Origin of the sequence: Steroidobacter sp. (assembly GCF_036406195.1) — a bacterium.
GTDB lineage: Bacteria > Pseudomonadota > Gammaproteobacteria > Steroidobacterales > Steroidobacteraceae > Steroidobacter.
In genome coordinates, this window is record NZ_DASWVW010000060.1 from 42,048 (window position 1) to 56,859 (window position 14,812).

At 63.9% G+C, this 14,812-nt stretch carries 13 protein-coding genes; 6 read left to right on the forward strand and 7 right to left on the reverse strand.

Annotated elements, in window-relative coordinates; genetic code table 11:
• Positions 1-104 precede the first annotated feature (104 nt).
• From VGE08_RS23470 to VGE08_RS23495, 6 genes are all read left to right on the forward strand, one after another.
• Entirely contained in the window at positions 105-392 is a 288-nt protein-coding gene (locus VGE08_RS23470; RefSeq protein WP_331070363.1) for a hypothetical protein, read from the forward strand.
• A gap of 136 nt (positions 393-528) precedes the next feature.
• The gene (locus VGE08_RS23475) at positions 529-1,824 is read left to right on the forward strand and encodes an MFS transporter (protein ID WP_331070364.1); all 1,296 of its coding nucleotides are present in this window, start codon (positions 529-531) and stop codon (positions 1,822-1,824) included.
• 23 nt (positions 1,825-1,847) lie between these two features.
• Complete coding sequence (locus VGE08_RS23480; RefSeq protein WP_331070365.1) at positions 1,848-3,089, forward strand: serine hydrolase domain-containing protein; 1,242 nt, start codon at positions 1,848-1,850, stop codon at positions 3,087-3,089.
• Between the two features lie 31 nt (positions 3,090-3,120).
• Positions 3,121-4,722: an amidohydrolase family protein gene (locus tag VGE08_RS23485; RefSeq protein WP_331070366.1), complete on the forward strand. Its 1,602-nt coding sequence runs from the start codon at positions 3,121-3,123 to the stop codon at positions 4,720-4,722.
• A gap of 208 nt (positions 4,723-4,930) precedes the next feature.
• Entirely contained in the window at positions 4,931-5,308 is a 378-nt protein-coding gene (locus VGE08_RS23490; RefSeq protein WP_331070367.1) for a translation initiation factor Sui1, read from the forward strand.
• 36 nt (positions 5,309-5,344) lie between these two features.
• Complete coding sequence (locus tag VGE08_RS23495) at positions 5,345-5,935, forward strand: YceI family protein (protein WP_331070368.1); 591 nt, start codon at positions 5,345-5,347, stop codon at positions 5,933-5,935.
• A gap of 50 nt (positions 5,936-5,985) precedes the next feature.
• Here VGE08_RS23495 and dnaE read toward each other — a convergent pair whose 3' ends face one another.
• From dnaE to VGE08_RS23530, 7 genes are all read right to left on the reverse strand, one after another.
• The gene (gene dnaE / locus VGE08_RS23500) at positions 5,986-9,516 is read right to left on the reverse strand and encodes a DNA polymerase III subunit alpha (protein ID WP_331070409.1); all 3,531 of its coding nucleotides are present in this window, start codon (positions 9,514-9,516) and stop codon (positions 5,986-5,988) included.
• 5 nt (positions 9,517-9,521) lie between these two features.
• Positions 9,522-10,262 carry a ribonuclease HII gene (rnhB, locus tag VGE08_RS23505; protein WP_349258787.1) on the reverse strand — a complete coding sequence of 247 codons (741 nt, stop codon included), beginning with the start codon at positions 10,260-10,262 and terminating at the stop codon, positions 9,522-9,524.
• 36 nt (positions 10,263-10,298) lie between these two features.
• Positions 10,299-11,489, reverse strand: a complete 1,191-nt coding sequence (gene lpxB, locus VGE08_RS23510; RefSeq protein WP_331070370.1) for a lipid-A-disaccharide synthase — start codon at positions 11,487-11,489, stop codon at positions 10,299-10,301.
• A gap of 82 nt (positions 11,490-11,571) precedes the next feature.
• Entirely contained in the window at positions 11,572-12,360 is a 789-nt protein-coding gene (lpxA, locus tag VGE08_RS23515) for an acyl-ACP--UDP-N-acetylglucosamine O-acyltransferase (protein ID WP_331070371.1), read from the reverse strand.
• Between the two features lie 132 nt (positions 12,361-12,492).
• A complete protein-coding gene (gene fabZ, locus VGE08_RS23520; protein ID WP_331070410.1) occupies positions 12,493-12,939 on the reverse strand; it encodes a 3-hydroxyacyl-ACP dehydratase FabZ in 447 nt (148 codons plus the stop codon).
• 91 nt (positions 12,940-13,030) lie between these two features.
• On the reverse strand, positions 13,031-14,098 hold the full coding sequence (gene lpxD, locus VGE08_RS23525) for a UDP-3-O-(3-hydroxymyristoyl)glucosamine N-acyltransferase (RefSeq protein ID WP_331070372.1): 1,068 nt from the start codon (positions 14,096-14,098) through the stop codon (positions 13,031-13,033).
• Between the two features lie 54 nt (positions 14,099-14,152).
• Positions 14,153-14,731, reverse strand: a complete 579-nt coding sequence (locus VGE08_RS23530) for an OmpH family outer membrane protein (RefSeq protein WP_331070373.1) — start codon at positions 14,729-14,731, stop codon at positions 14,153-14,155.
• Between the last annotated feature and the right edge of the window lie 81 nt (positions 14,732-14,812).

A 14,812-nucleotide genomic window follows, 5' to 3' on the forward strand; every position in this document is an offset into this window, starting at 1 on the left:
CCAGTATCTCTACAGCATCGCTACGGCGGTCACGGAACCTCGCTTTGCAGGGGGCGTTCTAGCCAGCAGTACCCCAGCACTACCGGGACGCATTGGAGGAATACATGGGCAGACAGCGTAACGAAGGCGAAGGCAACAAGACCGCTGATCGCAACTATCGCAAGGCGACGCAGGAGTTCGTCGAATCCGAGCGCGGTCAGCGCGAGATCGACAAGGCCGGCAACGTCTCGCCGCGCGAGGAGCAAGACATCCGGCGTGCGGAGGAACAAGCCAAGCAGCGCGCCAAAGAGCACGATCCCGCCGAGATGATTCGCGGCGGCAGTGGTCCGGGCGCCAGCGAGAGCCGGCCGGGTTCATCAGGTTCGTCTCGAGATTCACGATCCGGCCATTGACGGTGGCACCGCCACGGGCGAATCCGTGAATCCCTTCAGGCCCCTGCTCGTCAGGCCCCTACTCGGGGCCTTTATTTTGCAGCCGCTTTTGTTCACCATCGCACGGTCCGCTTCCGGGCTCACCGAACAATGATAAGTGAACGATAGCGCGGGGACCGCCGCTCCCAACACGACCGCCAGCCAACGAGTCCGCGCCGTTTTCGGCGGCTCCATCGGCAATCTCATCGAGTGGTACGACTGGTACACGTACGCCGCGTTCGCCATCTATTTCGCGCCCAGCTTCTTTCCCGCAGGCAACCACACCGTCCAGCTGCTGAATACCGCGGCGATCTTCGCGGTCGGTTTCTTCATGCGTCCGATCGGCGGCTGGGTGCTGGGACGCTACGCGGATCGACATGGTCGCAAGGCTGCGCTGACGCTGTCGGTCACGCTGATGTGCCTGGGCTCGCTGATGATCGCGGTGACTCCCACCTACGAAACCATCGGCGCCGCCGCGCCTGCCCTGCTGCTCGTCGCACGATTGCTGCAAGGGTTCAGCGTCGGTGGCGAGTACGGCACCAGCGCCACCTACATGAGTGAGATCGCGCCGCGCGGCAGCCGCGGTTTTTATTCCGGCATCCTGTACATGACGCTGATCATGGGCCAGTTGCTGGCGCTCGGCGTGCTGATGGTGTTGCAGTTCCTCGTGCTCGATGCCCAACAGCTGGAAGCCTGGGGCTGGCGCATTCCCTTCGCCATCGGTGCGTTAGCAGCGCTGACCGCGCTGTATCTGCGCCGCAATCTCATGGAGACGGAGGCGTTCAAGAAAAAATCCGATGCGCCGCAGGCCGGTCAACTGGCCTTGTTGCTGAAGTATCCGCGCGAGGCGTTGATCGTCGTCGGCCTCACCATGGGCGGCACGCTGTTCTTCTATACGTTCACCACGTACATGCAGAAGTTCCTGGTCAATACCGTGGGCCTCGACAAAGGCGAGTCGACGCTGGTGGCCACCGCGAACCTGTTCATCTTCATGCTGATTCAACCCTTGATGGGCGCATTGTCCGATCGCGTTGGCCGGCGCCGCATGCTCGTCACGTTCGGCACGTTGGCACTGTTTGCCACCGTGCCGCTGTTGACGGCATTGTCGCAGGCACAGGATATGTGGACCGCGTTCTTTCTGATATTGGTCGCGCTGACGATTTCGTCGTTATACAGTTCCATCAACGCGGTGGTGAAGGCGGAATTGTTTCCAGTGGAGATCCGCGCCCTGGGCGTAGGACTGCCGTATGCAATCGCTGTTTCTTTGTTCGGCGGCAGCGCCGAGATGATCGCATTGGCGTTCAAGAACGCCGGCCACGAAGAACTGTTCTATTGGTATGTGACCGGCTGCGTGTTCTGCTCGCTGCTGGTCTATATCTTCATGCGCGACCCGCAACGCACGTCGCGCCTTTGACCATTGTCAGACGAGGAACGGGAATGTCCGTCGTATCTCCTGAAAGCGTGGGCCTCTCCAGCAGCCGCCTGCAGCATCTCGATCGCCATCTACGGCAGCGCTATCTCGACACCGGCCGTCTGCCCGGCGCGCTGGCGCTGGTCGCACGACGCGGTGAGATCGCACATTTCAGCGTGCAAGGTCACATGGATGTGGAGCGAGCGCGGCCCTTGCAGCAGGACACGATCTTCCGCATCTATTCCATGACCAAGCCCGTCACCAGCGTGGCCATGATGATGCTGGTGGAAGAAGGCCTGATTGCGCTCGACGATCCTGTGCATCGATACATTCCTCAATGGCGCAACCTGGGCGTGTATGAAGCCGGCGTCGCCGGCGCGTTTCGCACGCGGCCCGTCACCGCGCCCATGCGCATCGTCGATCTGATGCGCCACACCTCGGGCCTGACTTACGGCCTGCAGCAGCGAACCAATGTCGACGCCGCGTATCGCAAGTTCGGCTGGGGCGATCCGAACGGCAGCGGCACGCTCGAGGAAATGATCGAAGGTCTGGCGAAGCTGCCGCTGGAAGCGTCGCCGGGCGAGGTCTGGACTTACTCGGTGTCCACCGACGTGCTCGGCTATCTGGTCGGCAAAGTCTCCGGCGTGCCGTTCGATGAGTTCGTGCGTCAGCGGATCAGCGCGCCGCTCGGCATGGTGGATACCGATTTCCATGTGCCCGCGGCCAAGGCATCGCGATTCGCAGCCTGCTATCTCGCCACGCCCGAAGGGGGCATGAAGCTGCAGGACGATCCGCAGGCCAGTCCGTTCCTGCGGGCGCCGACCTTTGTTTCGGGCGGTGCCGGCTTGGTGTCCACGGCGGCGGACTATCTGCGCTTCTGTCGCATGCTGTTGAACGGTGGCGAGCTGGAAGGCACTCGCCTGCTCAGCCGCAAGACCGTCGAGCTGATGACCACCAATCACCTGGCCGGCGGCAAGGACCTGACCGATGTGTGCGTGGGCCTGTTCAGCGAAGTCGCATTCTCGGGCGTCGGCTTCGGCCTGGGTTTCGCGGTCACCACCAGCCCGGCGCGCTGCCTCCTGCCCGGCAGCGCAGGCGACTATTCGTGGGGCGGCATGGCATCCACCTATTTCTGGATCGACCCGCGCGAGCAGTTGATCGTGATCTTCATGACGCAACTGATCCCCTCGACGCTCTACAACGTGCGTCGCGAGCTGCGCACGCTGGTCTATTCGGCATTCGCCGATCCGCCGTCGTTTGCGGCATGATGCGCCCCTCGCGGCACGGAGATACAGACGCATGCGATCCCGACTGACCCTCGCCTGGGCGACGCTTTCGCTGAGCATGATGCTGCCCACCGGCCCGAGCCTGGCAGCCGAAAGCGAATTCAAGGTGCCACCAGCGCCGCCTCGCCAGGAAGGTGAAGGTCCGTACTCGCAACTGATCCTGCGTAGCGCGACCGTCATCAATGGCACCGGCGCGCCCGCCTTCGGCCCCGCCGATATCGTCATCGAAGGCAATCGCATCGTGAATGTCATGTCCGTGGGCGCTCCCGGCGGCGCCAAGCTCGATCCCCGTCGCCCCAAGCTCAAGCCGGGGGGCCGCGAGATCGATCTGAGCGGCCACTATGTCCTGCCGGGCCTCGTCGACATGCACGGCCACATCGGCGGCAGCGAGCAAGGAGTTTCTGCCGAATACGTCTACAAGCTCTGGATGGCCCACGGCATCACCACCATTCGCGATCCCGGCTGCGGCAACGGTGTCGAGTGGTGCGCCAGCGAGACGCGCCGGAGCGAACGTAACGAGATCACCGCGCCACGCATTTTTCCATTCGCCTTCCTGCTCCCGGAAAAGCCGCTGACCACTGCCGAACAGGGGCGCCAGTGGGTACGTGACATCAAGGCCAAGGGCGCGGTCGGCATGAAGTGCTTCGGCTATCGGCCCGAGGTGCTGCAAGCCGTCTTCGACGAGCTGAAGAAGCAAGGCATGCGCAGCGCCTGTCACCATGCGCAGCTCGACGTCCGCCGCGTCAATGCGCTGACCACGGCGCGTTGGGGGCTCACGACCATGGAACATTGGTACGGACTGCCCGAAGCGCTGTTCGACGACCGCACCGTGCAGGACTATCCGCCCGCCTACAACTACAACAACGAGCAGGATCGCTTCGGCCAGGCCGGCCGTCTATGGCGCCAGACCGCCAGGCCGGGCAGCGAGAAATACGAGGCCGTGATCGAGGAACTGCTGTCGCTCGACTTCACCCTGGATCCCACGTTCACCATCTATCTGGCATCTCGCGACCTGATGCGCGCACGACGCGCTGACTGGCACGAGCAATATACGCTGCCGCAGCTGTGGGACTTCTACACGCCGAACCGCGACAACCACGGCAGTTTCTTTTTCGATTGGGGCAGCGAGGACGAGATCGCCTGGCGCGACAACTACCGGCTGTGGATGGCGTTCGTGAACGACTACAAGAATCGTGGCGGCCGCGTCACGGTCGGCTCCGACTCGGGGTTCATCTATCAGCTCTATGGCTTCGGCACGATCCAGGAGCTGGAACTGTTGCGCGAGGCCGGCTTCCATCCCCTGGAAGTGATTCGCTCGGCGACACTGAACGGCGCGCAGGCGCTTGGCGCCGAGGATCGTATCGGCTCGATCGAGCCGGGCAAGCTCGCAGACCTGGCCATCATCGACGAGAACCCGGTCGCGAACTTCAAAGTGATGTACGGCACCGGTCACGTGCGTCTCGGCGACGACGGACGCACTCATCGCGTCGGCGGCGTCAAGTACACCATCAAGGACGGCATCATCTATGACGCCAGGCGCCTGTTGAACGACGTGCGTGACATGGTGGCCGAAGAAAAGCGCAAACGCGGCATCACGCAGCTGGCGCAGCCCTGAGACAAGCGCGGCCCCACTTCGTGAGGCCGAGGCCGCCACCAGGGCCACGGTAAAGCTACAGCGGTCGAGCTGGATTCCTTTCTCCGCGGCATAAGTCTTATGTGCGCATACTGCCTGCGCGGGCGGCCGGTCGCGGTTGCACATGCCCGAGAAAGCCGCAACACTTTCGCGCCATGAATGCCCTCATGAACGACACCGCCCTGCTCCGATGACGTCCACGCGCAAAGCTCCGCCCGACGGCGGCGGCATCGTCTATTCAACGGGCATCGGCGAGCGTTGTCCCAACTGCCTGCGCCCGGTCCGCGAGTGTGTCTGCAAGAAAGGCACCCCCGGCAAGACATCGAGCGACGGCGTGGTGCGCGTCAGCCGTGAAACGCAAGGGCGCAAAGGCAAGGGCGTGACGGTGATCAGCGGTCTCGGCCTGCCCGCCGAGCAACTCGCCGCGCTGGCCACCGAACTGAAAAAGAAGTGCGGCTCGGGCGGCGCCGTCGCCGACGGCCGCATCGAAATTCAAGGCGACCATCGCGACAAACTGGTTCAAGAGTTGACGGCGCGCGGCTTCAAGGCCAAGCGGGCCGGCGGCTGAATCGTTCTTTCCCACTCTCGATCGACGGAGATTCGAATGAAGTCATTGTTGCTTGCCCTTGCTGCGTCCACCGCGCTCGGCGCCGCCGCGAGCGCCGCTCCCGTCAAGTACGACATCGATCCCAGCCACACCTACCCCAGCTTCACCGCCGACCACATGGGCGGGCTGTCCAACTGGCGCGGCAAGATCAACAGCAGCTCCGGCACGATCACGCTCGACACCGCCGCGCAGACCGGCACCGTCGATGTGACGATGGACATGAAGACAATCGACTTCGGCCACGAGAAGATGAACGAGCACGCGAGATCGCCCGATATTTTCGACGTCGAGCAGTTTCCGACCGCGACCTACAGCGGCAAGCTGGTGAACTTCAAGAACGGCGCCCCCACCGAAGTCGAAGGCTCGCTCACCCTGCACGGCGTGACCAAGCCGGTGAAGCTGAAGATCAACCAGTTCCTGTGCAAGCCGCACCCCATGAAAAAGACAGAGGTCTGCGGCGCGGACGCCTCCGGCAAGATCAACCGCGAAGACTTCGGCGTGAGCTATGGCAAGGGCTACGGCTTCAAGCAGGAAGTGGAGCTGCAGATCCAGGTCGAAGCCCTGAAGGCGGGCTCGGAATCCACTTGATCAATCCATGCTCGCGCGCGACGTCGTGCACGTTGCGCGCGGGACGAGCGTCAATTGACGCTTGGCGCGCCATAGATCAGCTTGAAGCCGTCATGCCCGCACAGCTGTGAGAGCCGCTCCGTGAGCTCACGCGTCGGCTTCACCTGCCACTCCTGCGACAGCACCAACTCAGCTCGGGCATTGGAACTGGTGTAGTAAACCGCGACGGCGCAGCGGCCGCCGCGGAACGGCCGCAAAGTCTGCTCGAGTTGTTTGAGGAAATTGCGCTGGCCCTGCGCGTCCAGGCCAGGCGGCCAGCGCACGGCCAGGCGCTTGGCGTGCTGCTCGCGAGCCTGGTCGATATCGATGACGCGCTTGGCATTGAGCCGCCAGCCCTCGATGTACTCATCGAACCGCAGCTGACCTTCGACGATCACGATCGCGCTCTTGGCGATCACGGTCCGATACTGCTGCCACACGTCCTCGAACATGGAGGCTTCCATACGGGCGCTGCGGTCATCGAGCGTGAAGATCACGCGCTGGCCGCGCTTGCCCACGTCGAACACCATGCCGGCAACCGTCACCGGCTTGCCCTTGAACTGCTGGAAGCCTTCGCCGCCGCTGGGCGCGGGCCGGTCGCTCGTGAGATCCACGATGCGGCCGCTGGTGATGGGTTTGACCTCGGCCTCGAACTCCTCGAACGGGTGGCCGGTAAGATACAAGCCGAGCGTGTCGCGCTCGCCATCCAGGCGCACACGCCGGCTCCAGTCCGGCAATACCTCGGTGACGACCGCTGGCGCCGCCGTCGCACTGGTATCCATCAAGCCAAACATATCGTCCTGCCCGACGGCACGAGCGCGGATCGTTTGATCGGCGAGTTGCATGGCCGAGGGCAGCGAATGCATCAACGTGGCGCGGTTCGCGCCGAGCGAGTCCACCGCGCCGGAACGGATCAACGCCTCCAGCACGCGACGATTCATACGATTCGCATCACTGCGGCGGCACATGTCGGCCAGGTCGCGATACGGCTCGCTCTTGCGCGCCTCGACCAGCATCTCCACCACGGCCTGACCGACGCCTTTGATCGCGCCCAGGCCGTAGCGAATGGTGCGCTCGCCCGACACGGTGAACATGAAGTTCGAAGAATTCACATCCGGAGGCTCGACCTTCAAGCGCATGCGCCGCGCTTCGTCGATGAGCGTCACGACCTTCTCGGTCTTGTCCATATCGGAGGACAACACCGCCGCCATGAAGGCCGCCGGATAGTGCGCCTTCAGCCAGGCCGTTTGATACGACAGCAACGCGTACGCGGCCGAGTGCGACTTGTTGAAGCCATAACCGGCGAACTTCTCCATCAGGTCGAAAATGTGCTCGGCCTGATGCTGATCGACGCCGCGCTCGGTCGAGCCCTTGACGAAGATGGCGCGCTGCTTGGCCATCTCCTCGGGCTTCTTCTTGCCCATCGCGCGACGCAGCAGGTCGGCGCCGCCGAGCGAATAGCCGGCCAGCACCTGCGCGATCTGCATCACCTGCTCCTGATACAGGATGACGCCGTAAGTCGGTGCCAGCACCGGCTGCAGATCGGGATGCAGATAATCGATGGGACCGGTGGTATTGCCGCGCTTGCGCTGAATGAAGTCATCGACCATGCCCGATTCGAGCGGGCCGGGACGGAACAGCGCCACGAGCGCGACGATATCTTCGAAGCAGTCCGGCTGCAGGCGGCGGATCAAGTCCTTCATGCCGCGCGATTCCAGCTGGAACACGGCGGTGGTTTCGCAGCGCTTCAGCAGCTCGAAAGTCGCAGCGTCGTCCATCGGCAACGCGTTCATATCGAGCGGCGGCTCGCCCTTCTGCGCGCGCTGGGCGTTGATGACCTTCACCGCCCAATCGATGATGGTGAGCGTGCGCAGACCCAGGAAGTCGAACTTGACCAGGCCCGCCTGTTCGACGTCGTCCTTGTCGAACTGCGTGACAATGCTTTGGCCGTTCTCGTCGCAGAACAACGGCGAAAAGTCCGTGAGCACCGATGGCGAGATCACCACGCCACCGGCGTGCATGCCGGCGTTGCGCACCAGGCCTTCGAGGGACATGGCCATGTCGAGGATGGCGCGCGTCTCCTCCTCGTTCTGATAGCGGCGCCGCAGCTCTTCTTCTTTTTCGAGCGCGGCCTTGAGTGTGATGCCCAGCTCGAACGGAATCAGCTTGGCGATCGAGTCGGCGAAACCATAGCTTTGGCCGAACACTCGCGCGACGTCGCGCACCACTGCCTTCGCGGCCATGGTGCCGTAGGTGATGATTTGCGAAACACGCTCGCGGCCGTAGCGATGCGCCACGTACTCGATGACGCGATCGCGGCCGTCCATGCAGAAGTCGACGTCGAAGTCGGGCATGGACACGCGCTCGGGATTGAGGAAGCGCTCGAACAGCAGGTCATAGCGCAGCGGATCGATGTCGGTGATGCCCAGGCAGAACGCCACCAGCGAGCCTGCGCCGGAGCCACGGCCCGGCCCCACCGGCACGCCGTTCTCCTTGGCCCACTTGATGAAGTCCGCGACGATCAGGAAGTAGCCGGGGAAGCCCATCTGGATGATGACGCCCAGCTCGATCTCCAGGCGCTCCTGGTATTCCTCGTCGGGAATCACGCGGCCCTGCACCGGCGATGACTTCAGCTGGACCAGTCGCTCCTGCAGACCTTTGCGAGATTGCTCACGCAGGTAGTCGTCGACCGGCATGTCGTTCGGCGTCGGGAACTTCGGCAGCACACTCTTGCCGAGCTTCAGCTCCAGGCTGCAGCGGCGCGCAATCTCGACGGTGTTCTCGAGCGCTTCGGGCACGTCCTTGAACAGCTCCGCCATTTCCTTTGGCGACTTGAGATATTGCTGTTCGGAGTAGCGGCGCCGACGTTTCGGGTCGCCCAGCAGCGCGCCGTCGTGAATACAGACGCGCGCCTCGTGCGCCTCATAATCCGATTTGCGAATGAAACGCACGTCGTTGGTCGCGACCACCGGCACGCCACGCGCAATCGCAAGGTCCAATGCTCCCTGCACGTGCCGTTCGTCGCCTTCGCGCCCGGTACGCTGCAGCTCCAGATAGAAACGATCGCCGAACAGGTCGAGCCAGAAATCCAGCGCGCTGCGTGCATCATCGTCGCGGCCATTGACAATGGCCCGGCCGATATCGCCCTCGCGCGCGCCGGACAGTGCGATCAGACCTCTCAGGTCCTCGGCATTCAGCCAGGAGCGATCGACCGTGGCCACGCCCTTCCTCTGGCCTTCCAGGTACGACTTGCTGACCAGCTTCGAAAGATTGTTGTAGCCGACATTGTTCTGACACAGCAGCACCAGCGCCGATGGCTCGGCGCGATCGCCGGGCTCGTACACGCGCAGGTCCACGCCGATGATGGGCTTCACGCCGGCGGACTGCGCCGCCTTGTAGAACTTCACCATCGCGAACAGATTGCTCTGGTCGGTGAGCGCGACCGCCGGCATCTGGGCCGCTGCGACCGCATCCATCAGCCCGGGATTGTCGCCCTCCTTCGTGATGCGCACCACGCTGTCGACCAGCGAGTATTCCGTGTGCAGGTGCAGGTGAACGAACATCGACACTACGAATCGGCCCGGGCAGCAGCTTGCAGATCGACGACCGCCAGCGGGGCCGCATCGGCGTGCGCAAGGTCGCGCTCGTCATCGGCCCTCATCTCACCCATGTCGGCGAGCGACAACCGCCGCTCGCCTGCCAGCCGCACCGGCTCGAAGCTGCGCCGATGAATCGGCGTGGGCCCGTGACGTTTCAGCGCCTTGTAGTGTTGCGGCGTGCTGTAACCCTTGTGCGAGGCGAAGCCATATTCGGGATAGAGCGCATCGAGCTCGACCATCATGCGATCGCGCGTGACCTTGGCGAGGATGGACGCGGCGCCGATGCAAGTGCGCAGAGCGTCGCCATCGACGATTGCTTCGTAACTGCACTTCATCGGCAGTCCGGCGAAGGACGGACACAGGTTACCGTCGACCTGGACGTGACCGGGGTGGATGTGCAGGCCGATGAGCGCGCGACGCATGGCGAGATGCGTAGCCTGCAGGATGTTGTGGCAGTCGATCTCTTCCACATCGGCCCAGGCCACCGACCAGGCCAGCGCCGCCGAGCGGATCTTGATGGCCAGGGCCTCGCGCTCCCCGGCTTCCAACTGCTTGGAATCCTTGATGCCGCGAATGCGGCGGCGAGGATCGAGAATGACAGCGGCCGCGACCACCGGGCCCGCCAGTGGCCCGCGCCCCGCCTCGTCGACGCCGGCCACCAGCCCGGGCGCCTGCAACGGCAAAGCCATTGTTCGCTGAGATGCTGCCATCGTCCTCTTTTACACCAACGCGTGCTGTCGGCGGCGTCAGCCGCCGGGCGCCAGCAGTTGCTTGTTTGCGAGCAATGCCACGATCGCGTCGGCGGCGCGCGAGCTCGCGTCGCGCCGCAGGGTCTCGTGGATGGAGGCGAAAGTTTGCACGAGCTGCTCGCGATCGGCACGCTCCAGTTGCTGAAGCACCGCGGGGCCGAGCACTTCGGCGCGCACCTCGGAGTTGAAGAACTCCGGCACCAGCTCGCGGCCGGCCAGCAGGTTGGGCTGGGCGAAGAACGGCGCCTTGAAGAGTTTCAAGCGCTTGAGAAGAAAACTTGTCAGCATCCCTAAGCGATACGCCACCACCATCGGACGCTTGATCAAGGTGGCCTCCAGGGTCGCGGTGCCCGAGGCCAGCAGCACCACGTCGCTGGCCGCCATCACCGTCTGCGCATGCCCGGACATCAACGTGAGCCGGTCGCGAAGCGTGGGCTCCGAGGAGCGCTCGAGCGCCGCCTCGAAGGTCATGCGCGTCGAGTCGTTGGCCAGCGCCGCGATAAAGCGCAGGTCCGGCTGGCGTCGGATCAACCAACCCATGGTCGCCACGAAGTCCGGACTGAGCCGCGAGACCTCGCCTGGCCGGCTGCCGGGCAGCACGGCGACGTACTGCCCCTTCTCCGGCACGCCCAACTGGTAGCGCGCCGTCTCGGCGCTCATCTCCATGGGTACTTGATCGGCGAGCGGATGACCGACGAATTCGGCGTGCACCGAATGCTCGTCATAGAACTGCTTTTCGAACGGCAGCAGGCACAGCACCAGGTCCACGGCCTTGCCGATCGTATGCACCCGCCCCTGCCGCCACGCCCAGACCTGCGGGCTGACGTATTGCACGGTCGGAATGCCCACCTCTTTGAAGCGCGGCGCGATGCGCAGATTGAATTCCTTCGCATCCACACCGACGTACACCGCCGGCCGCTCGGCGAGCACGCGGTCGATGAGGTTGCGGCGAATGCGCAGCAGTCGCGGCAGATGGGGAATGATTTCGAACAGCCCCATCACCGAGAGACTCTCGACTCGGTCCCACGCCTCGCAGCCTGCCGCCACCATGCGTGATCCGGCAATGCCGGCGAAGCGGGCGTTCGGGATGCGTCGGCGCAGAGCAGTGATGAGTTGCGCACCGAGGTTGTCGCCGGAAGCCTCGCCTGCCACGAGGACGATCAGCGGTGCGCCGTCATTGGAAGTCACGTCGTTATCCAACCGATCAAAGGTGCGGAGTCGCCCGCAAACGTCTGGGCGAGACTGTTGATGCGCCGGTGGTACTCACTCGCTACCGGACGATGCCAACGCGCTCGCGTCGCGGCGTGGAGTCGTTCAGGAAGTCGAGCAGCGGCTGCAGCTCCGGTTGTGTCTTGGCGCGTTGCTCGATCTGTTCGGTGGCCTCGATCAGCTTCAGCTGCGAGCGATACAGGATTCGATAGGCATCGCGGATGTTGCGGATCTGCTCGGGCGAATAGCCACGGCGCTTCAAGCCTTCCGAGTTCACGCTGTGCGGCTCGGCCGGCCGGCCCACCGCCATCACGAACGGCGGCACATCGCGAGTCACGGCGGTGTTGTTGGCGATGAATGCGTGCGCGCCAACCTGGCAGAACTGATGAATGCCGGCGAAGCCGCCCATGTGCACCCAGTCGCCGATGATCACGTGACCGCCGAGCGTGGCGTAATTCGCCAGCACGCAATGTGAGCCGATCACGCAGTCGTGGCCGACGTGCGAGCCGGTCATGAACAGGTTGTCGCTGCCGATCCTGGTCACCAGCTGGTCCTTGGTCGTGCCGCGGTTGATAGTGGTGTTCTCGCGGAACGTGTTCCGATCGCCGATTTCGAGCCGCGTCGGCTCGTTGTTGTATTTCAAGTCCTGCGGCGCGGCGCCGATCGAAGCGAACTGGAAGATCTTGTTGTCGCGGCCGATGGTGGTCGGTCCCTCGACAACCACGTGCGGCCCGATCCAGGTGCCGCCGCCGATCACGACGCCGGCACCGATCACTGTGTATGCGCCGATGTGCACGTCCGGCGCAAGCTGCGCGCCAGCGTCGATCAAAGCTGTGGGATGAATGGCCATGGCAGCGGTTAGCGGTTGGCGGTTAGCGGTTGGAAAGAAAAGACCAGGCCAACGTTGCTGTGTCTGATGTCATCGTCAATGAATCCTTGTGCTGGACGTACCGCGGTTCTACTAACCCCTAACCACCAACCGCTAACCGCTTTTCTTCGTATCGCCGGGAGCCACCATGATCTCGGCGCTGCACGCCTCTTCGCCGCCGACCTCGGCGATGGCGGCGAATCTCCAGATGCCGCGCAGCGAGCGCTCGAGTGTGGCCTTGAGAATCAGCTGGTCGCCCGGCTCCACCGGCCGGCGAAAGCGCGCCTTGTCGATGCCGACGAAATACAGCTGGCGGTGCTCGTCCGGATACACGCCGGCGGTGACGAAGGCCAGGATGCCGGCGGCCTGCGCCAGCGATTCCAGGATGATCACGCCCGGGAACACCGGACGATGCGGGAAATGACCGGTGAAGAACGGCTCGTTGACGGTCACGTTCTTGAGCGCGTGGATGTGCTTGCCGGCGACGCACTCGAGCACACGGTCCACCAGCAGGAACGGATAGCGGTGCGGCAGCCGTCGCATCACCTCGTGAATGTCCATGGTGATCGCCGGTGGCAGCGCTACGCCGGCCACGTCGCCGGTCGCCTTATCCTGCCCGGAGGTTGAACTGCTTGCGGTCATAGAACCCTTGTCATTCCCCACTCGTCGAATCGGAATCTTGCGTCGCGCCCCCGTCCTCGGCGGCGTCTCGCTCCCGGCGAACCTCGCGCACGAATTCGTCCAGCCGCTGGAAGCGGGCGGCATTCTTGCGGAAACGCGGCGTTTCGTCGACCGGCAGGCCGCTCGAATAGTAGCCGGGCCGCCGGATGCTGCCCGACACGAAAGACTTACCGGTGATCACCACGTCGTCGCAGATGCTCAGGTGGCCGGCCACGCCGACCATGCCGCCGATCATGCAGCGCTTGCCGATGGTGGCGCTGCCGGAGATGCCAGCGCAGCCGGCGATGGCTGTGTGATCGCCGATTCGCACGTTGTGGCCGATCTGGATCTGGTTATCCATTTTCACGCCGTCGCCGATCACCGTGTCGTCGATCGCACCACGGTCGATGGACGTGCTGGCGCCGATCTCGACATCGTCGCCGACGCGCACCGAGCCCACCTGCGGCACCTTGATCCATTCGCCTTGATCGGGCGCGAGACCGAAGCCATCGGAGCCGATGACCACGCTGGGATGAAACAAACAGCGGCTACCGATGATGACGCCGTGACATAAAGTCACATTTGCGGTGAGGCGCGTGTCATCGCCGATCGTTACATCGTCCATCACGACGCAGCCCGGGCCGATGACGGTGCGCGCACCGATCTTCACTCGCGCTCCGACGACGGCGTGCGGGCCGATCGATGCACTGGCATCGATCTGCGCCGATGCGTCGATCACCGCGGTCGCATGACGGCCTGGAGGCGCAGACGGCGGTGGATACAACAAAGCCGCGATGCGCGCGTACGTTGCATACGGATTCTTCGCGAGCAGCGCGTTCACCGGGCAGGCATCAGCCAGCTTCGGATCGAGCACCACGACGCCCGCCTTGGTCTGCTGCAAATAACGGCGATAGCGGGGATTGGCGAGGAACGTGACGGACTGCGCGTCCGCACGTTCCAGCGCAGCAACCCGCGACACGCGCAGGTCAGGATCACCTTTGAGGATGCAGCCAAAGCGGACGGCGAGTTCGCCCAGGCTGAGGCCGGGCTGCGCGGACATCGCCGTCGCCCGGCTCAGCCGCGCAACCCGGAATGGAGGTGCGCGTTCATGGGTTTATTGCTTGGCCGGCGGGCTGGCGGGCTTCACGCCGCCGCTCTTGGCACGAGCCTGCAATGCGCTCAGCACCTGCGGCGTAATGTCGAGTTGCTCGTTCACGAACAGCACGCCGTCGCCGACCACCAGGTCATAACCGGACGAGCGCGCATACGCCTGCACTTCCTGCAGCAAGGAACGTTGCAGCTTGCCCAGCTCCTCGTTACGGCGCACGTTCAGATCTTCGACGTACTCGTTCTGTTTGCGCGCCAGGTCGCGCTGACCCTCGCGCAGCTCCTTCTCGGCGTTGCGACGCTCGTTCTCGGCCATCACCGCGCCGTCACGCTGCAGCTTCTCTTCCTTGGCCTTCAGGTCTTTCTGCTGGGCGGCCATCTCGCGCTGCCGGGGCGAGAACTCGTCCTGGAGCGCCTGCATCGCCGTCTTGGCCTGCGGGGCCTCTTCCAGCAAGCGAGGCACGTTGACGACGGCGATCTTCAATTGCGACTGGGCGCTCGCGAGCGGCGCAGCCAGCATGCCGCCCAGAGCCACCGACATCGCCAGCGGAGCCAGCAGGTAAGCAGGAATACTCAAACGTGCCATGTATCCAACCTCGGAATAGGTCCCATTATCGTAGGATCGAATCTCGCCGCAGCAGGCTTTCGCGAAACCGGCGTACCGTTC

Coding starts and splice junctions, on each gene's coding strand:
- VGE08_RS23470 (WP_331070363.1), top strand. CDS start 105: ATGGGCAGACAGCGTAACGAAGGCGAAGGCAACAAGACCGCTGATCGC.
- VGE08_RS23480 (WP_331070365.1), top strand. CDS start 1,848: ATGTCCGTCGTATCTCCTGAAAGCGTGGGCCTCTCCAGCAGCCGCCTG.
- VGE08_RS23485 (WP_331070366.1), top strand. CDS start 3,121: ATGCGATCCCGACTGACCCTCGCCTGGGCGACGCTTTCGCTGAGCATG.
- VGE08_RS23490 (WP_331070367.1), top strand. CDS start 4,931: ATGACGTCCACGCGCAAAGCTCCGCCCGACGGCGGCGGCATCGTCTAT.
- VGE08_RS23495 (WP_331070368.1), top strand. CDS start 5,345: ATGAAGTCATTGTTGCTTGCCCTTGCTGCGTCCACCGCGCTCGGCGCC.
- dnaE (WP_331070409.1), bottom strand. CDS start 9,516: ATGTTCGTTCACCTGCACCTGCACACGGAATACTCGCTGGTCGACAGC.
- rnhB (WP_349258787.1), bottom strand. CDS start 10,262: ATGGCAGCATCTCAGCGAACAATGGCTTTGCCGTTGCAGGCGCCCGGG.
- lpxA (WP_331070371.1), bottom strand. CDS start 12,360: ATGGCCATTCATCCCACAGCTTTGATCGACGCTGGCGCGCAGCTTGCG.
- fabZ (WP_331070410.1), bottom strand. CDS start 12,939: ATGGACATTCACGAGGTGATGCGACGGCTGCCGCACCGCTATCCGTTC.
- lpxD (WP_331070372.1), bottom strand. CDS start 14,098: ATGTCCGCGCAGCCCGGCCTCAGCCTGGGCGAACTCGCCGTCCGCTTT.
- VGE08_RS23530 (WP_331070373.1), bottom strand. CDS start 14,731: ATGGCACGTTTGAGTATTCCTGCTTACCTGCTGGCTCCGCTGGCGATG.